The following is a 17,629-nucleotide window of genomic DNA, read 5'->3' as shown; positions in this document are numbered from 1 at the left end:
TCATAGGTCGGACCTCGGACGCGCGAGCCGGGCGACCGGGTCCAGCGCCGAGCGCGGCACGACCGACGCGAGCACCCGACGACCGGCACCCGCGGAGCCGCGGAGCGCGGCGGCCACGGCGGTCGCGTCGTCCCACGCCTCCGACTCGCTCGCGGACGGCGAGTAGCGCCGGCGCTCGACGCGCTCCCGGAGCCCCTGCAGACGTGCCGCCGCTCCGGGGTCGAGGGCGGGAGCCATGCGGGCCTCCTGCGCGCGCGGAGACTCCGTGTCCTCCACGGGGACGCCCAGGTCGCGGGCGGTCGCCAGCAGCTCGGCCCACGCGGCCTCGACGGAGCCGGAGCGCGCGGACCGGCGCCGCAGCGCGCGCTGGACGGCGCGCATCAGCCAGGGGACGAGCACGAGCAGCAGGAGCAGCACCCAGAGCGTGGCCGCGGGAGCCGCCGTGGTGCTCGAGGCGCCGACGGCACCGGGGGTCGGCGTCGCCGACGCGGCCGTCGGAGTGGGTGTCGCGGCGGGAGCGCTGGTCGCACCGGGCGCGGTGGTCGCGGTCGAGCCCGGGGCGGTGGGGCCCGAGGACGCCGTCGCGCTCGGCAGGGTGTAGGAGGCCGGAGCGCCGCGGCTGGGCGTCGGCTCGAAGGGCAGCCAGCCGACTCCCTCGAAGTACAGCTCGGGCCAGGCGTGCAGGTCGGAGGAGAGGACGCGGTAGGTGGTCAGGTCGCTGCCGCCGGAGGGCACGACGGAGCCGGGCTGGTAGCCGATGGCGAGCCGCGACGGGATCCCGAGCTCGCGCGCCATCACCGCCATCGCCGAGGCGAAGTGGACGCAGTAGCCCTCCTTCGTCGTCAGGAACGCCGAGAGCACGCCGACTCCGTCGCCGTCGTAGCCCTCCTCCGCGGGGGTGTCCTCGGAGTAGCGGAACTCGGACGAGCGGAAGTACGTCTGCAGCGCGCGCGCCCGGTCGTAGGCGGTCGGAGCCTCCGCCGTGACCTCCTCGGCGGTGGTGCGGACGATCTCGGGCACGTCGTCGGGGAGCGAGAGGTACCGGTCGACGCCGGACGGCGCGGGCGCGGCGAGCAGCTGCTGCGGGTCGGGCTCGAGCCGCAGCGCCTGCACCTGGTAGTCGTCTCCGGAGCGGGTCGTCGCGTCGCCGCGGATCGAGCCGTCCTGCACGTCCTGGAGCCAGCCGTCGCCGACGCCCGTCAGCGACGAGACCGGATACGGCACGGGGAGCCACTGGCTCCGCAGCGTCTCCACCGAGACGTCGACCTCCTCCGCCTCGCGCGGCACGCTCTCGGAGAGCCCCTCGGGCGTGATCGGCGCCTCGATCGGAGCGGTCTGCTCCGTCTCGCTCGGCGCCCAGTCGTCACCGTCGAAGTCCGAGACGGTCAGCACGCGGAGGTAGACGGGCAGGTCGGAGTCGGTGGCGTAGCGCAGCACGGTCACGGGGTTCGGGCGGCGCAGGTCCGCGCCGAGAGCGACCACCGGGTCGATCGCGCCGTTGAAGAGGCTGCCGGAGACGCCCGAGGGGGCGGTGGTGCGCGCGTAGCCTGCCGCCGACCCGGCGACGACTCCCGCGCCCAGGACGACGACGGTCACGGCCGCGAAGGCGGGCAGCACGGCCGCGGCCGCGCTCGGGCCGCTCGGGCGGCGGGGGGCGGCCGTGGCGGCGAGCACGCCCGCGTAGGCGAGCGCAGTGACGACGAGGCTCGCCCAGGACACCTCGGAGGGGTCCACGATCGCCGGCACCGCGAGCAGCGCCGCGGGGAACAGACCGGCCAGGGCGGGGAGGCGGACGGAGAAGGCGAACAGGTCGGCCGCCCAGGCGAGCACGACCACCCCGCCGATCAGGAGGAACGAGATGCCGTCGTCGGCGATGGCCGGGAGCCCCTGCTGGGCGATGGACTGGAAGCCGCCCTGCGCGAGCGCCTCCGCCTGCGCGACGGCGCCGGGCGTGGGGATCACGAACAGCAGGGCCCGACCGGGCACGAACATCGCGGTCAGCACGCCGACCATCGTCAGCGTGCCGAGGATCGGCGGGACGACGGGGTGCACGCGCAGAGCCCGGGCGGCGGCCGGGACGCCGAGCACCACGGCGACCGCGCTCGCGAGGAGCACCAGCCAGTCGACGCCGACGAGGAGCCGCCCGATCCCGGCGGCGGCGGCCGTGATCGCGAGGAAGAGCAGACCGCTCAGAGGAGCCGACCCGGCGCGCGGATCGCTCTCGACGCGGCGGCTCACGCCACCACCCGCAGAGCGAGGGCCTGCGCCCACGCCTCCTCGACGGAGGCGCTCGGGTCGACGGACACCGCGTACCAGCCGAGTGAGGCGAGAGCCGCCTCCTCCTCAGCGGTGCCGGCGACGACGAAGGCGATCGCGGGGCGCGACTGCGCGGCCAGGGCGCCGAGGGCGTCGAGGTCCGACTCGAGGAGTCGGGTGAGCACGGCGAAGACCGGGCGTACTCCCCCCGTGTCGCGCATGTCGGCCGAGATCCGGGTCACCGCGTCGACCGAGTCGCGCGAGGGCGCCAGCTCGGCCAGGCGCAGCAGCACGTCGTGCGCCACCTCGCGCTCGTCCTCCGAGTGCTCCGGCTCGCCGTCCGCACCCGTCTCGACGAGGTGGGTCTCGAAGCCGCGGTCGAGCAGGTGCACGGCGAGGGAGGCCGTCATCGACACCGCCCACTCGAGCCGGTCGTCGCCGCGCCGCTCGAGCACGCGCTCGGCCCGCGTCTCGAGGAGGATCCACGCGTGCGGATCGGTGTTCTGCTCGTCCTGGCGGACCATGAGCTCACCGGAGCGGGCGCTCGCCCGCCAGTGCACCCGGCGCATGGCGTCCCCCGGGCGGTAGTCGCGCGGGATCACGTCGTCCGTGCCGGCGCCGGCCGTCGCGTGCGCGACCGGGCTCGACCCGCCTGCTCCGTGCGCGTCCAGGACGTCGCTCTGGAGCGGCACGACCCGCGGAGTCACGACGAACGGCTGCGCAGCCCCCACGACGCTCTCGCGGAGCGCGAGCCCGAGGCCGTCGCCGCGCACCAGGCGCAGCGGGCCGATGCGGTGGATCCCGCGCCGCTCGGCGGGCAGACGGTAGCGGGCGCGCACGCGGCCGCCCGACGGGACGCCCGGCAGCCCGAAGACGCCCTCGGCGACCGGGCGGCCGACGACGACCCCGCGCTCCACGCGCTCGAGCCGGTCGTGGGCGCGCGCCCCGCTGCGGACGGCGCGGCCGCGGTTCTCGAGCAGCACGTCGACCTCCACCACGTCGCCGGCCGCGACGGTCTGGGGAGCGAAGCGGCGCTGCACCCGGAACGACGCCGGCGCCAGGAGCAGGGAGACGAGCGCGCCCAGGGGCAGGCCCAGCAGCACCAGGCCGACGAACAGCAGCTCGCGGAACTCCGACAGCGGCGCGATCACCACTCCCGCGACGCCCAGCAGAACGAGCGCCCAGCCGCGCAGCGTCAGCGCGACCCCGCGGAGCGCGGGCAGACCGCCGAGACGGGACGACGGCGTCTCGGCCGGGCGGGCCTCAGTCGCCACGGTTGCCGAAGGGGACGGGGGTGGCCGCGACGATGCGCTGCACGATCTCGGTGACCGAGTGCGAGGATCCGGCGCCGGAGCGGCCGGGGAGGCGGGTGGCGGGCAGGAGGCGGTGACCGAGCACGGGGACGGCGAGCGCGTCCACGTCGTCCGGCACCACGAAGTCGCGGTCGCTGAGGGCGGCGAGCGCCTTCGCGGCGGCGATCAGCTGGAGCGTGGCGCGCGGGCTCCCCCCGAGCCGCAGCTCGGGGTCCACCCGCGTGGCCTGCATGATCGCCACCACGTACTCCTGCACAGGCGGTGCGACGTACACGGAGCGCACGTAGGCCATCATCCGCTCGAGCTCGGCGAGGCCCACGACGGGCCGCAGCTCCTCGAGCGGGCTGGCCGAGTCGCGGGTGCGGATCATCTCGAGCTCGGCGCGCTCATCGGGGTAGCCGAGCGAGAGGCGGGCCATGAAGCGGTCGCGCTGGGCCTCGGGCAGCGAGTAGGTGCCCTCCATCTCGACCGGGTTCTGCGTCGCGATCACGGCGAAGGGGCGCGGGAGGAGGTGGGTGGTGCCGTCGACCGAGACCTGGCGCTCCTCCATGCACTCCAGCAACGCCGACTGCGTCTTGGGCGAGGCCCGGTTGATCTCGTCGCCGATCAGGATGTTCGCGAAGACCGGGCCCGGCTTGAACTCGAAGTCGCGGGTCGCCTGGTTGTAGACCGAGACCCCCGTGACGTCGGAGGGGAGCAGGTCGGGCGTGAACTGGATGCGCGCGACGCTGCCGCCGACCGAGGCCGCCAGCGACTTCGCCAGGACCGTCTTGCCGGTGCCGGGGACGTCCTCCATCAGGAGGTGCCCACCGGCGAGGAACACCGTCAGCGCCATCGAGACCTCGGCCGACTTGCCGTCGATCACGCGGGTGAGGTTCCCGAGGACGGCGCCGCAGTGCGCCGTGAACTCCTCGCGGGTCAGGGGCGTCTCGGGAGCCGCTCGGCGGCCGACAGCGGAGCGGGTGTCTTCGAGCGACGTCATAGCTAGGGATTCTCGCAGTCCTGACGGGAAAAGGGTCCAGGTTCCGAGAGTTCGCAGTGTGCCGCCAGGCGGGAGCACGCGGCGGCCGCCGGACGCCGTGGGCAGGGGTGCCGCCCTATGCTCGATCCGGTGACCAGGATCATCGCCGGATTCGCCGGCTCGCTCACCCTCCGGGTCCCGCGCGCGGGCACCCGCCCCACCAGCGACCGCGTGCGCGAGGCCGTCTTCTCGGCCCTCGAGGCCCGGGACGCCCTCGACGGCGCGACGGTGGTCGACCTCTACGCGGGCTCCGGCGCCCTCGGGCTCGAGTCGGCCAGCCGCGGAGCGAGCGCGGTCGTCCTGGTCGAGCGCGACCCGAAGGCCGCCCGGACCGCGGGCGAGAACGCACGGGCGATCGTGACCGCGGCTGCCAAGAACAAGCGGCCCGCCCCGCGGATCGAGGTGGTGACCGGCTCGGTCCGCTCCTTCCTCGACGGGTCCCCGGCCCTCAACACGGACACGGTGTTCCTCGACCCGCCCTACGACCTCGGCGAGGACGACCTCGCCGCCGATCTCGCCGGCGTGCTGCCGCTGCTGCGCGAGGACGCGGTGGTCGTCGTGGAGCGGAGCTCCCGCAGCCCGGAGCCGCGCTGGCCCGCGGGTCTGGAGCGGGAGCGGAGGAAGGACTACGGCGAGACCACGATCTGGTGGGCTTCACCGGCGTCGCCCGTCTCGCCCGCTTCCTCCGCGGCCGGCTGACCGGCCTCAGCCCGCCGCGCCGTCCCAGCCGAGGTACGGGTCCCAGCCCCCGCGCCCCTCGAGCGCGACCCCGCCCAGGCGCACCTCCGGGTCCCCCTCGCGGACGACCCCGAGCGGGACGAAGCCCTCCGGCAGCGCCGCGGCGGGCGGGAAGCACGCGAGCATCGCGTGGTCCTCGCCGCCTCCCAGCACCAACGCCCTCGCCAGGTCGAGGTCCACGCCCTCCACGCCCGTGAGCCCGCGCGCGTGCACGTCGACCGCCGCGGCATCGAGGTCGATCGCCACTCCGCTCGCACGCGCCATCCGACGGGCGTCGAGCACCACGCCGTCCGAGACGTCCATCATCGCGGTGGCGGTCCCGCCCGCGGCCTCGCCCGCGGAGATCGGCGCGGTCGGGCGCAGCTGCGCCTCGAGGAGGGACGGATGCCGCTCGCGGAGCCGGGCGGCGAGGTCGGCCGACGGCTCCCCGTCCCGCCGCGCCTGCTCGAACAGCAGGCGCAGCCCGAGCCCCGCTCGTCCCAGCGGACCGGCCACGGCGAGCACGTCCCCCGGCCTCGCACCGCCGCGGAGCACCGGCGGTCGTCCGTCGAGCGAGCCGAACGCCGTGATCGAGAGCGTCAGCGTCGCGGAGGCGGACAGGTCTCCCCCGACGACTCCGCATCCCGGCGCCATCGCGGCGCAGCCGGCGGCGAGGCCGCCCGCGATCCCCTCCAGCATGTCGACGCCCAGCGACTGGGGTGCCGCGAGCGCGACGACGAGCCCGGTGGGACGGGCCCCCATCGCCGCGACGTCGGCGAGGTTCGAGGCCGCCGCCTTCCAGCCCAGGTCCGCCGGGCGCGACCAGGCCAGCCGGAAGTCGGGGCCGTGCACCATCATGTCCGTGGTCACCACGAAGCGGCCGTCGGGAGCGCGCAGCACCGCGCAGTCGTCGCCGGGCCCGACCAGGGTCTCCGCGCCCGGGCCGCCGAGCCGGGCCAGCACCCTCGCGAGCACCTCGCCCTCGCTGAGCTCGGCCAGGGTGGGACTCCGATCCTCTGCCATGGTTCACACGCTAGCGTTGACGGCGATGTCCCCCCGCCGACTCCGCTCCCCCCTTCTCGCCGCCGCCGCCGTCCTGCTGCTCTCGGGCTGCTCGGCCAGCGTCGCCCTCGAGCCCGCCGCCGATGCGACGAGCACCGGCTGCGCGGAGGTCTCGGTGCGCCTGCCCGACGTGGTCGCGGAGCAGCCCGAGCGCGAGACGAACGCTCAGGGCACCGCCGCCTGGGGCACCCCGGCCGCCGTCATCCTCCACTGCGGAGTCGAGGTGCCCGGCCCGACGACGGACCTCTGCGTGAACGTCAGCGGAGTCGACTGGATCATCGACGAGACGCAGAAGGACGAGGACATCTACACGCTGACCACCTACGGTCGCGATCCAGCGGTGGAGATCACCGTCGACCAGAGCCGCGCGTCCGGATCCTCCGCCGCGCTCGACCTGGCGAACGCCGTCTCCTACGTCCCGCAGACGCGCGAGTGCACCGACGTCTCGGACGCCGACACCCTCGATCCGACGGACACGCCCACCGGCTGAGCTTCAGCGTCAGACGCCGAGGGCTCGACTCGCTGCGGTGAGCGCACCATCGGAGGTCGCCCCCAGCTCGCGCGCGCGGGACGCGAACACGGCGGCCGCGGCCTGCAGCTCGCGCTCCAGCGCGTCCACGCCTCCCGCGACGACCGTGCCCGCCCGGCCGCGCGTCTCGACCAGGCCCGCCGACTCCAGCTCCCGGTAGGAGCGGGCGACCGTCCCCGCGGCGACGCCCAGCGTCTCGGCCAGCGCGCGCACCGGGGCGGCAGCCGCGTGCCGACCGGCAGCTCGCCCGCGGCGATCAGAGCGGTGATCTGCTCACGGATCTGCTCGAAGGGCGCCGCGGCCGCGCCCGCCTCGACGCGGAGCGCGAGCGCCGACGTCATCGGGCGGCGACCGGGACGCGGTCGAGCGCCGAGTCGAGCAGCTCGCTGATCAGGTCCGGGTAGTCCACGCCGCTCGCGCCCCACATGCGCGGGAACATCGAGACCGGCGTGAAGCCGGGCATGGTGTTGATCTCGTTGACGACGAAGCCGTCGGCGGTGAGGAAGAAGTCGACCCGGGCGAGGCCCTCGGCTCCGATCGCGTCGAAGGCGCGGATCGCGAGGGACCGCATCTCGGAGAGCTCGCCGTCGGTGAGATCGGCCGGGCAGACCAGCTCGATGCCGGACGCCCCGAGGTACTTCGCCTCGAAGTCGTAGAAGCCGCGGCCGGTGACGACCACCTCGCCGGCGACGGAGGCGCGGGCCGGAGCACCGCGGCGGCCGCCGAGCACGCCGATCTCTACCTCGCGGCCGACGATGCCCGACTCGATCAGCACCCGCGAGTCGTGCGCGAACGCCTCCTCCAGCGCGGCCTCGAGCTGCTCGCGCTCGTCGATCCGGCTGACGCCCACGCTCGAGCCGGCCCTCGCCGGCTTCACGAACGCGGGCAGGCCCAGCTCGTCGAGGGCCGAGGAGGCGTCGCCCGGGTCGGCGCGCCACTCCGCCTCGGTCACGAGGTACCAGGGCGCCACCGCGAGGCCCGCGGCCCGCAGCACCGTCTTGGTGAAGTGCTTGTCCATGCCGAGAGCCGACGCGAGCACGCCCGAGCCGACGTAGGGCAGCCCGACGAGCTCGAGCATCCCCTGGACGGTGCCGTCCTCGCCCCACGGGCCGTGCAGGATCGGCAGCACCACGTCGACCTCGCCGAGCGAGCGCGTCGCGCCGTCCTCGGTCGTCACGGTGAGCTCTCGCGAGAGGGCCGACTCCGGCCAGCGCACACGGGAGCCGTCGTCCTCGACCCGGGGCAGCGACGCGGCGTCGAGAGCGAACTTCTCGGGACGGTCCTCCTCGAGCACGAAGGCGCCGTCGGAGGTGATCCCGACGGGGATCACCTCGAAGCGGTCACGGTCGATCGCCCGCAGCACCCCGGCCGCCGTTGCGCAGCTGATCGAGTGCTCGCTGGAGCGCCCCCCGAACAGAACGGCCACGCGGAGCTTGCTGGTCATCGAGGTTCCTCTCACCCTGTGGCTCGTCCGAATCCGTGGTCAGGTGCGGCGCGATGTCCTTCGGATCGAGCGTACCGGCGAGCACCTGCGACACCTGCTCGACGATGGGCATGTCGACTCCCCTGGCGCGCGCCAGCTCGAGGACCGGCGCGACGGAGGCGAGCCCCTCCGCCGTCTGCTGCATCGACTTCACCACGTCGGTGAAGCTGTAGCCCTGGCCGAGCAGGCGCCCGGCCGTGTTGTTGCGCGAGAGGGACGAGCTCGACGTCGCGATGAGGTCGCCGAGCCCCGCGAGTCCGGCCATCGTCTCGGCCCGTCCGCCGTACGCGACCGCGAAGTCCGTCATCTCGGCGAGACCGCGCGTGATGATCGACGCCTTCGTGTTCTCGCCGTAGCCGACGCCGTCGACGATGCCGATCGCCACGGCGATGAGGTTCTTCAGCACGCCGCCGAACTCGGTGCCGATCACGTCGGTGTTGACGTAGGAGCGGAAGTAGCGGTTGGTCGCCGCGAGGGCCACCTCCTGCGCGGTGACGAGGCTCTCGGAGGCGATGACCGCCGCGGTCGGCTGCTCCTTGGCGATCTCGAGGGCGAGGTTGGGCCCGGAGGCGACGGCGATCCGGTCGGGAGAGACCGGCAGCATCTGCGCGATCACCTCGCTCATCCGCTGGCCGGTGCCCTTCTCGACGCCCTTCATCAGGCTCACCAGCACCGTGCGCTCGGTGAGGAACGGCGTGATCGCCTCGAGGTTGCTCCGCAGCGACTGCGACGGGATGGAGAGGTAGACGTGGTCCGCGCCCTCCAGCGCCTCCTCGATGCGCGGCGTGGCCCGGATGTTGCGCGGGAGGTTGATGCCGGGGAGGTAGTCGCTGTTGCGCTTGGCCTCGGTGATCTCGCGGGCCAGCTCGGCGCGGCGCGCCCACATCACGACGTCGGAGCCGCCGTCGGCGAGGATCTTCGCGAACGTGGTGCCCCAGCTGCCGGCGCCGAGGACGGCGACGCGGCGGGGCACGGGGATGGGCGCCTTCCTACTGCTCGGACTCAAAGCGACCCGTGCCCTTCTGGTTGTGCTCGGAGGGGTTCCAGCGCTTCTCGGGCGCCGCCTCGCCGCGCAGCTCCTCGAGCAGGGCGGTGATCGCCGCCATCACGACCGCGGAGGCCTCGTTGAGTGTGGCGGAGTCGAGGCTGCGTCCGCGGAAGGCGGACAGGTCGACGGGGTCGCCGACGATCACGTCGACGCGCTTGCGGCGGAAGAGGGTGATCCGCTTGGAGTAGCGGCCCATCAGCTGCTGCGCGCCCCAGTGCGCGACCGGGACGACAGGCAGGCCGTACTGCAGCGCCATCCGCACCGCTCCCGTCTTGCCGCGCATCGGCCAGAGCTCGGGGTCGCGGGTGAGGGTGCCCTCGGGGTAGATGATGACCGAGCGGCCCTCGTCCACGAGAGCCTTGGCGGTCTTCAGCGGCTCGCTGCCGCGGACCGAGCCCGAGCGCTCGACGGGGATCTGCCCGGAGCCGCGCAGGATCGAGCCGAGCACGGGCACCGAGAACAGCGAGGCCTTGGCGAGGAAGCGCGGTGCGCGGCCGGCGCGCCACAGGGTCCAGCCCGTGATGATCGGGTCGATCTCGCTGTAGTGGTTCGGCGCGAACACGAAGGCCCCGGTGCTCGGGATCTTGTCGCCGTTCCGGATCCGCAGGTCGACCGAGGCGGTCATCACGGGGATCACCGCCGCCGCGAGGAACCAGAAGATGGACGGACGGCTTCGCTCAGACACCCGCCCATCCTCGCATCCCGCATCGGAGGGGCCGCGTCCCCACGCCTGGGAGCAGCGGGGCCCCGCGGTGGGAGGAGCGGCCCGGCCGCCGGGTACGGTACCGGCATGCCCCGTCCGCGTCGCCGCCCGTCGCCGTGGGACGCCGTCGGCAGGGCCCTCGGCCGCCTCGCCGACTCGCCGATCGCGCTCTCCGGCCTGGTGCTCCTGATCGTGTGGGGAGTCGTGCTGCTCGCCACGCAGGCCGGACGCGATGCGGCCGCGCTCGGCGACGGCCTCCTGCTGACGCTCGCGGTCCTCGTCGGCGGCTCGGCGTCAGTCGCCCTCGTGATCGGCGGGGTCGACGCCCTCTGGCGCGTGGCGGTGGCACCGCTCGCCCACGTCGAGGCGGAGGCGACCGGCGGCGTCACGGTCCTCGGACGCGGCCGGCTCGGAGCGGGCCTCCGTCGTGTCGAGCCGCGGTTCCCGCTGCCGACGCTGCGGCCCTACGCGGTGGTCGTGCCGCGCCGCCGGGGACTGACCGTCTCCTTCGGCGACTGGGGCATCGTCGTGCCCTGGGCGCGGATCGCGCGGCTGGAGCGGCGGTGGGTGCTGGTGGGCCTGCGTCCGCGCGAGGCCCTCGAGGTCGTCCTGGCCGGCACGCGGCGCGGACGCCTGACGCTGGTCCTGGTCGAGTCGCCCGGACCGCTGGGCCTCCGGCCCGCGCCGGAGACGACGCTCGCGCTCCTCGAGAAGCGGATCCGGGGACGCCTGGAGGAGGACGCGGAACCGCCCGCGTGGGGCGCGCCCGGGCGCGACAGGACCCCGGGCCGCTGAGGACGGTCGTCCTCCGCGGCACCGGGGTCCCGGTGGGCGGCTACGCGTCGAGCGAGAAGTCGGCGCCCAGCAGCTCGAGCTTGGTGAGGAAGTTCTCGTAGCCGCGGCTGATGATGCCGACGTTCGAGACCGTCGAGGTGCCCTCGGCCGAGAGCGCCGCGATCAGGTGCGAGAAGCCGCCGCGCAGATCCGGCACGACGATGTCGGCGCCGTGCAGCTTCGAGGGTCCCGAGATCACGGCCGAGTGCATGAAGTTGCGCTGCCCGAAGCGGCAGGCCTGCCCGCCGAGGCACTCGCGGTGGATCTGGATGGTCGCGCCCATCTCGACGAGCGCGTCGACGAAGCCGAAGCGCTGCTCGTAGACGGTCTCGTGCACGATCGAGACGCCCTTGGCCTTCGTGAGCGCCACGACCAGCGGCTGCTGCCAGTCGGTCATGAAGCCGGGGTGCACGTCGGTCTCGATGATGACCGGCTTGAGCTCGCCGCCCGGGTGGTAGAAGCGGATGCCGTCCTCGGCGATCTCGAACGCGCCGCCGACCTTGCGGAAGACGTTGAGGAAGGTGGTCATCTCCTGCTGGCGGGCGCCGCCGACGAAGATGTCGCCGTCGGTCGCGAGGGCCGCGGCCGCCCAGGAGGCCGCCTCGTTGCGGTCGAAGAGCGCGCGGTGGGAGTAGCCGGTGAGCCGGTCCACGCCCTCGATGCGGATCACGCGGTCGGTGTCGACCGAGATGATGGCGCCCATCTTCTGCAGGATGTTGATCAGGTCCATGATCTCGGGCTCGATCGCCGCGCCCGAGAGCTCGGTGATGCCGGAGGCGCGCACCGCGGTCAGAAGGACCTGCTCGGTCGCTCCGACGCTCGGGTAGGGCAGCGACACCTTGGCGCCGTGCAGGCCCTCGGGGGCCGACATCCGGATCCCGGAGGGAAGCTTCTCGATCACCGCGCCGAAGTTGCGGAGGACCTCGAGGTGGTAGTCGATCGGGCGGTCGCCGATGCGGCAGCCGCCGAGGTCGGGGATGAACGCCTCGCCCAGGCGGTGCAGGAGCGGGCCGCAGAAGAGGATCGGGATGCGGCTGGAGCCGGCGTGCGCGTCGATGTCGGCGAAGTGCGCGGACTCGACGTTCGAGGGGTCGAGGATCAGCTCGCCGACCTCGGCGCCCTGCTTCACCTTGACGCCGTGCACCTCGAGGAGGCCCTTCACGACGCGGACGTCGCTGATGTCGGGCACGTCGCGGAGGGTGGAGGCGGTCTCGCCGAGGAGCGCCGCGACCATCGCCTTGGTGACGAGGTTCTTCGCTCCCTTGAGCTCGATGCGCCCCACCAGCGGCCGACCGCCCTTGATGGTGATCCGCTCCGTCGTCATTCCCACCCGTGCTCCCGACGCCTTGGCGTCCTGCAGGGCCTTGGCGTCCTGAAGAAGTGTGTTCACGCTATTTCACCGGCAATGTCTTGGGCCGCCAGCTCTCGCGGCGGGTCTCGAATTCGGAAATGAGCGCTTCGTCGCGCAGGGTCAGGCCGATGTCGTCCAGGCCCTCGATCAGGCGCCATCGAGTGTAGTCGTCGATCTCGAAGTCGAAGTTCTCGCCACCGGCGGTGACCGTACGCGCAACCAGATCCACCGTCGGTTCTATTCCCGGGGTGCCCTCGATGATCTCCCACAGCCGCTCGACGTCGGGCTCCGAGACGACGGCCGCGAGCAGTCCCTGCTTGCCGGCGTTGCCCCGGAAGATGTCGCCGAAGCGGGGGGAGATGACGACCCGGAAGCCGAAGTCGCGCAGCGCCCAGACGGCGTGCTCGCGGCTGGAGCCGATGGCGAAGTCGGGGCCGGCGACGAGGATGCCGGCGCCGCGGTAGCGCTCCTGGTTGAGGACGAAGTCCGCGTCCTGCCGCCAGCCGTGGAAGAGCGCGTCCTCGAAGCCGGTCTTCGTGATGCGGCGGAGGTAGATGCCGGGGAGGATCTGGTCGGTGTCGACGTTGGCGCGCTTCAGGGGCGCGGCGATCGCGGTGACGGTCTCGAACTTCTGCACGGTCAGACTCCTGCTCTCTCGCGGACCGGCTCCAGATCGGAGGGACTGGAGAGGGTGCCGCGCACGGCCGTGGCCGCGGCGACGAGGGGCGAGACGAGGTGGGTCTTCGCCCCCTTGCCCTGACGACCCTCGAAGTTGCGGTTGGACGTGGAGGCCACGCGCTCCCCCAGGACGAGCTGGTCGGTGTTCATCCCGAGGCACATCGAGCAGCCGGCGAAGCGCCACTCCGCGCCGAACGCGGTGACGATCCGGTCGATCCCCTCGGCCTCGGCCTCGAGCCGCACCCGGGCGGAGCCGGGGACGACCATCACGCGGACGCCGGGGGCCTTGGTGCGCCCCTCGACGACGGCAGCGAAGGCCCGCAGGTCCTCGATCCGCGAGTTGGTGCAGGAGCCCATGAAGACCACGTCGACCGGGATCTCCTTCATCGGCGTGCCGGGCTCCAGCGCCATGTACTCCAGCGCTCGCAGAGCGCTGGCGCGCTCGTTCGGATCGTCGAGGACGTCAGGGTCCGGTACCGCCTGCGAGAGCGAGACGCCCTGGCCGGGGTTCGTGCCCCAGGTGACGAACGGCTCGAGCGCGTCGGCGTCGATCACGACCTCGGCGTCGAACACGGCGCCCTCGTCGCTCGGCAGCGTCCGCCAGTAGGCGACCGCGGCTTCCCAGTCCTCGCCCGCCGGAGCGTGCGGGCGGCCGTGCAGGTAGGCGAAGGTCGTCTCGTCCGGCGCGACCATGCCGGCCCGCGCACCCGCCTCGATCGACATGTTGCAGATCGTCATCCGGCCCTCCATCGAGAGCGCGCGGATCGCGGAGCCGCGGTACTCGAGGATGTAGCCCTGGCCGCCGCCGGTGCCGATGCGGGCGATGACCGCGAGGATGATGTCCTTGGCCGTCACCCCCTCCTTCAGCGTGCCCTCGACCGTGATCGCCATCGTCTTGAAGGGTTGCAGCGGCAGCGTCTGCGTCGCCATCACGTGCTCGACCTCGCTCGTGCCGATGCCGAAGGCGATCGCGCCGAACGCGCCGTGCGTGGAGGTGTGCGAGTCGCCGCAGACCACCGTGACGCCGGGCATCGTCAGGCCCAACTGGGGGCCGACGACATGCACGATGCCCTGCTCGACGTCGCCCAGGGAGTGCAGGCGGACGCCGAACTCGCCGGCGTTGCGGCGCAGCGCGTCGATCTGGGTGCGGCTGATCGGATCCTCGATGGGGCGTCCGATCTCGAGGGTCGGCGTGTTGTGGTCCTCGGTGGCGATGGTGAGGTCCGGCCGGCGCAGCGGGCGCCCCGCGGCACGCAGGCCGTCGAACGGCTGCGGGCTGGTCACCTCGTGCAGCAGGTGCAGGTCGATGTAGAGCAGGTCGGGAGCGCCGTTCTCGCCCGCGACGACGACGTGGTCGTCCCAGACCTTCTCGGCGAGGGTGCGCGGCTTCTCGGCTCTCCTGCCGGTCCCTGCTCCACTCGACGCGGGCGCGGCTGTGCCGGGTGTGGTCTCGATCATGACGGTTCCTTCTCCTCCTGGAGTCGCTGCTCGGCCGGGCGAGGCACCGCGACGAGGGAGGCCGTCAGTTCGAGGTCTCGTCGCGGCACGGAAGGAGGTGCGGGCCACTCAGCATGGACCGAGAATAGCACCGCGCTCCCCCGCCTCCCGGGCGGGCGCGGCACGGAGTCGCCCGGCTCAGGCGCGGGCGTCGAGCACGGCGTCGACGACGACGACGGTGACGTTGTCCCGTCCGCCGGCCTCGACCGCCGCACGCACGAGCGCCTGAGCGAGGTCGGCAGGGTCGCCGGAGTCGCGGCGGGCGAACAGGGCGGCGATCCGCTGGTCGGAGAGCTCCTTCGTCAGCCCGTCGGAGCAGAGCAGGTAGCTGGCGCGCGGCACGACGGGCAGCGTCCAGACGTCCGTCTCGACCTCCTCGTCGGCGCCGAGGGCGCGGGTGACGATGTTGCGGTCGGGATGCGACTCCGCCGACTCGGGGGTGAGCAGGCCGGCCGAGACGAGCTCCTGCACGGCGGAGTGGTCCACCGTCAGCTGCTGGAGTTCGGCACCGTCCCAGCGGTAGACGCGGGAGTCCCCGACGTTGAACAGCGCCCAGCGGGCCGGGCCCGCGGGCTCGGGGAGCACGAGCATCAGCCCGGTCAGCGTCGTGCCGCAGAGCGCACCGCCCACGTCGAGCGCGCGCACGGCCGTGTTGGCGCCCTCCACCAGGTCGAACACCGCGTCCACCGGACCCAGGCTCGTCGGCCGGTTCTCGCGCAGCGCCTCGACGGCGGCTGCGCTCGCGAGGTCCCCTCGTGCGTGCCCGCCCATCCCGTCCGCGACTGCCAGGAGCAGCTCGTCGGCGAGGAGGGCGTCCTCGTTGACGCGGCGGACGGCGCCGACGTCGGTGCTGCTGCTGACGGCGAGCCGCAGCGCCCCCTGGGGCAGGTCGACCGTGGTCGTCGTCATCGCGGGATCACTTCTCCTCGGCGGAGGACCGGGCGTCGTCCGCGACGACCTCGGGGTGCCCGTCGTGCAGCTGGATGTGGCGGTGCTCGCGGCGCATCTTCGCCAGGCTCGCCAGCGTCGCCACGGTCATGCTCAGCACGATGACCACGAGCGAGGTGATCGTGTCGATGTCCCACACCGGCACCGGCTCGCCCCCGTTGAGGAAGGGCAGGTCGTTCTCGTGCAGGGCGTGCAGGACGAGCTTCACGCCGATGAAGGCGAGGATGAACGCGATCCCGTACTTGAGGTACTCGAGCTTGTCGATCAGCCCGCCGAGCAGGAAGTAGAGCTGGCGGAGCCCCATCAGCGCGAAGACGTTCGCGGTGAACACGATGAAGGGGCTCTCGGTGATGCCGAAGATCGCCGGGATCGAGTCGAGCGCGAAGAGCAGGTCGGTCGAGCCGATCGCGAGGAACACGATCAGCATCGGCGTGAAGTGGCGCGTGCCGTCGATCGTGGTGCGGATCCTGGAGCCGTCGAACGAGTCCGAGATCTTGACGCGGCGGCGCAGGAGCCGGATGAGCAGGTTGTCGGTGCCCTCGTCCTCGTCCTCCGCGCCGAACGCCTGGTTCCAGGCCGTGTAGACCAGGAACGCGCCGAAGAGGTAGAAGATCCAGCTGAAGCTCTCGATGAGCTGCGCGCCGAGCAGGATGAAGACGCCGCGGAAGACCAGCGCGATGATGATGCCCACCATCAGCACCTCCTGCTGGAGCTTCGCCGGCACCGCGAAGCGGCCCATGATGATGACGAAGACGAACAGGTTGTCGACCGAGAGGCTGTACTCGGTCAGCCAGCCTGCGACGAACTGGCCGGCCAGCTCGCCGCCGCCGAGGATCAGCATCAGCAGCGCGAACACGAGCGCCAGCGACACGTAGAAGCCGACCCACAGCCCCGACTCCTTCAGGCTCGGCACGTGCGGGCGCTTGTAGACCAGCAGCAGGTCGGCGGCGAGGATCAGGCTCAGGACGACGAACGAGCCGATCACGAACCAGACGGGCAGATCGAGCATGGGGGGCCTTCCGAGTGGATGAGGGGCCGAAAGTCTCTCCCCGGGGAGCGGACGGCCGTGCCGGTCCGCGTCACCCGTCCCGCCCCCGGCGCCGCGCAGGGGCGGTGCGTACTGACGGGAGCGGAAAGGCGGGATACTCCCCTTCGCGGATGCGATCCTAGCGCCGATCCGGCGGGATGCGGCCCCGGGGAGGCGGAGCGGGAACGAGGCGATCGGCGCGATGCGTCGAGCGGGTGCCGCGTGGCGAGCACCCGGGTGTTAAACGAGAAGAACCCCCGGTCAGACCGGGGGTTCTTCTCGTGTTGCCGTGGTGACCCCAGCGGGATTTGAACCCGCGTTACCGCCGTGAGAGGGCGACGTCCTAGGCCGCTAAACGATGGGGCCGCGTTTTTGCAACTCGAAGAGTGTTGCACACGGATCCGCATCGACGCAAATCGAGCGCCCGGCCCATCCGGTCTCCGCTCGGCCCCGGCCTTGCCCGCCGCCCGCCGAGGCGGTTGGCTCGGGGCATGAGACTGACGAAACTCGAGCACGCCGCCGTCCTGATCGAGGAGGACGGCGCCCGGCTGGTGATCGATCCGGGGTCCTTCACCCGGCCCGTCGAGGGGACGACCGACACCGTCGCCGTGGTGCTCACCCACGAGCACGCCGACCACTGGACCCCGGAGCAGCTGCAGCGCCTGCGCGACGCGGCCCCGTCGCTGCGGATCCTCGGCCCAGCCGGGGTCGCCGCCGCCGCCGAGGGCTTCGACGTCGAGACGGTCGCCGACGGCGACCTGGTGACGGTCGGCCCGTTCGAGCTGCGCTTCTTCGGCGCCCGCCACGCGGTGATCCACCGGAGCATCCCCGTCATCGACAACGTCGGCGTCCTCGTCGACGGCCGCGTCTACTACGCCGGCGACTCCTTCACCGTCCCCGAGGGCGTCGACGTCGAGGTCCTCGCGGCCCCGTCGGGCGCGCCGTGGATGAAGATCGCCGAGGCGATGGACTACGTGCTCGAGATCGCGCCGCGGCACGCCTTCGCGACCCACGAGCAGGTCCTCTCGGAGGCGGGACGCGCGCTCGGCCACGACCGGCTCGGCTGGGCCGTGCGCGAGGGGGGCGGGGAGTACCACGCGCTCGAGCCCGGCGACGTGCTCGAGCTCTGACGCCGGGGACGACGACGGCCGGGTCGGGGGCG

17 protein-coding genes and 1 tRNA gene are annotated in these 17,629 nt (G+C 73.1%); 4 read left to right on the top strand and 14 right to left on the bottom strand.

Features of this window, described 5'->3' with window-relative positions; genetic code table 11:
* The 3 genes from C5C36_RS10935 to C5C36_RS10925 are packed head-to-tail and all read right to left on the bottom strand — an operon-like array spanning position 1 to position 4,551.
* Positions 1-2,238, bottom strand: coding sequence for a DUF3488 and transglutaminase-like domain-containing protein (locus C5C36_RS10935; protein ID WP_104309744.1), 2,238 nt, complete (start codon positions 2,236-2,238; stop codon positions 1-3).
* Positions 2,235-3,530 carry a DUF58 domain-containing protein gene (locus tag C5C36_RS10930; protein WP_104309743.1) on the bottom strand — a complete coding sequence of 432 codons (1,296 nt, stop codon included), beginning with the start codon at positions 3,528-3,530 and terminating at the stop codon, positions 2,235-2,237. Before C5C36_RS10930 ends, C5C36_RS10935 begins: the two co-directional genes overlap by 4 nt.
* On the bottom strand, positions 3,520-4,551 hold the full coding sequence (locus C5C36_RS10925) for a MoxR family ATPase (RefSeq protein WP_104225624.1): 1,032 nt from the start codon (positions 4,549-4,551) through the stop codon (positions 3,520-3,522). The genes C5C36_RS10930 and C5C36_RS10925 overlap by 11 nt, the downstream gene beginning before the upstream one ends.
* Before the next feature lie 129 nt (positions 4,552-4,680).
* Here C5C36_RS10925 and C5C36_RS10920 point away from each other — a divergent pair, with 129 nt between their 5' ends.
* Entirely contained in the window at positions 4,681-5,289 is a 609-nt protein-coding gene (locus C5C36_RS10920) for an RsmD family RNA methyltransferase (RefSeq protein ID WP_104223136.1), read from the top strand.
* 6 nt (positions 5,290-5,295) lie between these two features.
* On the opposite strand, the gene thiL is transcribed toward C5C36_RS10920, so the two are convergent.
* On the bottom strand, positions 5,296-6,330 hold the full coding sequence (gene thiL / locus C5C36_RS10915) for a thiamine-phosphate kinase (RefSeq protein ID WP_104309742.1): 1,035 nt from the start codon (positions 6,328-6,330) through the stop codon (positions 5,296-5,298).
* A 25-nt stretch (positions 6,331-6,355) separates the two neighbouring features.
* On the opposite strand from thiL, the gene C5C36_RS10910 reads away from it, so the two are divergent.
* Positions 6,356-6,859, top strand: a complete 504-nt coding sequence (locus C5C36_RS10910) for a DUF3515 family protein (protein ID WP_104223096.1) — start codon at positions 6,356-6,358, stop codon at positions 6,857-6,859.
* A 9-nt stretch (positions 6,860-6,868) separates the two neighbouring features.
* Here the strand turns inward: C5C36_RS10910 and C5C36_RS18190 are convergent, their stop codons facing one another.
* The 4 genes from C5C36_RS18190 to C5C36_RS10890 form a co-directional block, all read right to left on the bottom strand.
* On the bottom strand, positions 6,869-7,111 hold the full coding sequence (locus tag C5C36_RS18190; RefSeq protein WP_308470900.1) for a GntR family transcriptional regulator: 243 nt from the start codon (positions 7,109-7,111) through the stop codon (positions 6,869-6,871).
* Between the two features lie 124 nt (positions 7,112-7,235).
* A complete protein-coding gene (locus C5C36_RS10900; protein ID WP_104223094.1) occupies positions 7,236-8,342 on the bottom strand; it encodes a D-alanine--D-alanine ligase family protein in 1,107 nt (368 codons plus the stop codon).
* Entirely contained in the window at positions 8,239-9,354 is a 1,116-nt protein-coding gene (locus C5C36_RS10895) for an NAD(P)H-dependent glycerol-3-phosphate dehydrogenase (RefSeq protein WP_181067828.1), read from the bottom strand. Before C5C36_RS10895 ends, C5C36_RS10900 begins: the two co-directional genes overlap by 104 nt.
* Before the next feature lie 16 nt (positions 9,355-9,370).
* The gene (locus C5C36_RS10890; RefSeq protein WP_244229445.1) at positions 9,371-10,114 is read right to left on the bottom strand and encodes a 1-acyl-sn-glycerol-3-phosphate acyltransferase; all 744 of its coding nucleotides are present in this window, start codon (positions 10,112-10,114) and stop codon (positions 9,371-9,373) included.
* Positions 10,115-10,219: 105 nt separating this feature from the next.
* On the opposite strand from C5C36_RS10890, the gene C5C36_RS10885 reads away from it, so the two are divergent.
* Entirely contained in the window at positions 10,220-10,927 is a 708-nt protein-coding gene (locus C5C36_RS10885; protein ID WP_104309741.1) for a hypothetical protein, read from the top strand.
* Positions 10,928-10,967: 40 nt separating this feature from the next.
* Here C5C36_RS10885 and murA read toward each other — a convergent pair whose 3' ends face one another.
* From murA to C5C36_RS10855, 6 genes are all read right to left on the bottom strand, one after another.
* Entirely contained in the window at positions 10,968-12,290 is a 1,323-nt protein-coding gene (gene murA, locus C5C36_RS10880) for a UDP-N-acetylglucosamine 1-carboxyvinyltransferase (RefSeq protein ID WP_167299052.1), read from the bottom strand.
* Between the two features lie 67 nt (positions 12,291-12,357).
* Positions 12,358-12,954 (bottom strand): 3-isopropylmalate dehydratase small subunit, encoded by a 597-nt coding sequence (gene leuD / locus C5C36_RS10875; protein WP_104309740.1) that lies wholly within the window; start codon positions 12,952-12,954, stop codon positions 12,358-12,360.
* A 2-nt stretch (positions 12,955-12,956) separates the two neighbouring features.
* The gene (gene leuC / locus C5C36_RS10870; RefSeq protein ID WP_104309739.1) at positions 12,957-14,453 is read right to left on the bottom strand and encodes a 3-isopropylmalate dehydratase large subunit; all 1,497 of its coding nucleotides are present in this window, start codon (positions 14,451-14,453) and stop codon (positions 12,957-12,959) included.
* Positions 14,454-14,630: 177 nt separating this feature from the next.
* Positions 14,631-15,401 carry a PP2C family serine/threonine-protein phosphatase gene (locus C5C36_RS10865; protein ID WP_104223087.1) on the bottom strand — a complete coding sequence of 257 codons (771 nt, stop codon included), beginning with the start codon at positions 15,399-15,401 and terminating at the stop codon, positions 14,631-14,633.
* 7 nt (positions 15,402-15,408) lie between these two features.
* Positions 15,409-16,449, bottom strand: a complete 1,041-nt coding sequence (locus tag C5C36_RS10860) for a TerC family protein (RefSeq protein ID WP_104223086.1) — start codon at positions 16,447-16,449, stop codon at positions 15,409-15,411.
* Positions 16,450-16,757: 308 nt separating this feature from the next.
* Positions 16,758-16,833 (bottom strand) — tRNA-Glu (locus tag C5C36_RS10855).
* A gap of 125 nt (positions 16,834-16,958) precedes the next feature.
* On the opposite strand from C5C36_RS10855, the gene C5C36_RS10850 reads away from it, so the two are divergent.
* Complete coding sequence (locus tag C5C36_RS10850; RefSeq protein ID WP_104262526.1) at positions 16,959-17,597, top strand: MBL fold metallo-hydrolase; 639 nt, start codon at positions 16,959-16,961, stop codon at positions 17,595-17,597.
* The last annotated feature ends 32 nt before the right edge of the window (positions 17,598-17,629 follow it).

It is taken from the genome of Rathayibacter sp. AY1G1 (assembly GCF_002932095.1).
In the GTDB taxonomy this organism is placed as follows: Bacteria; Actinomycetota; Actinomycetes; order Actinomycetales; family Microbacteriaceae; genus Rathayibacter.
The sequence above is the reverse complement of the archived record's forward strand: the minus strand, read 5'-3'. Positions and strand labels throughout refer to the sequence as shown.

Coding starts and splice junctions, on each gene's coding strand:
- C5C36_RS10865 (WP_104223087.1), bottom strand. CDS start 15,401: ATGACGACGACCACGGTCGACCTGCCCCAGGGGGCGCTGCGGCTCGCC.
- C5C36_RS10850 (WP_104262526.1), top strand. CDS start 16,959: ATGAGACTGACGAAACTCGAGCACGCCGCCGTCCTGATCGAGGAGGAC.
- C5C36_RS10910 (WP_104223096.1), top strand. CDS start 6,356: ATGTCCCCCCGCCGACTCCGCTCCCCCCTTCTCGCCGCCGCCGCCGTC.
- thiL (WP_104309742.1), bottom strand. CDS start 6,330: ATGGCAGAGGATCGGAGTCCCACCCTGGCCGAGCTCAGCGAGGGCGAG.
- C5C36_RS10860 (WP_104223086.1), bottom strand. CDS start 16,449: ATGCTCGATCTGCCCGTCTGGTTCGTGATCGGCTCGTTCGTCGTCCTG.
- murA (WP_167299052.1), bottom strand. CDS start 12,290: ATGACGACGGAGCGGATCACCATCAAGGGCGGTCGGCCGCTGGTGGGG.
- C5C36_RS10900 (WP_104223094.1), bottom strand. CDS start 8,342: ATGACCAGCAAGCTCCGCGTGGCCGTTCTGTTCGGGGGGCGCTCCAGC.
- leuC (WP_104309739.1), bottom strand. CDS start 14,453: ATGATCGAGACCACACCCGGCACAGCCGCGCCCGCGTCGAGTGGAGCA.
- C5C36_RS10925 (WP_104225624.1), bottom strand. CDS start 4,551: ATGACGTCGCTCGAAGACACCCGCTCCGCTGTCGGCCGCCGAGCGGCT.
- C5C36_RS10885 (WP_104309741.1), top strand. CDS start 10,220: ATGCCCCGTCCGCGTCGCCGCCCGTCGCCGTGGGACGCCGTCGGCAGG.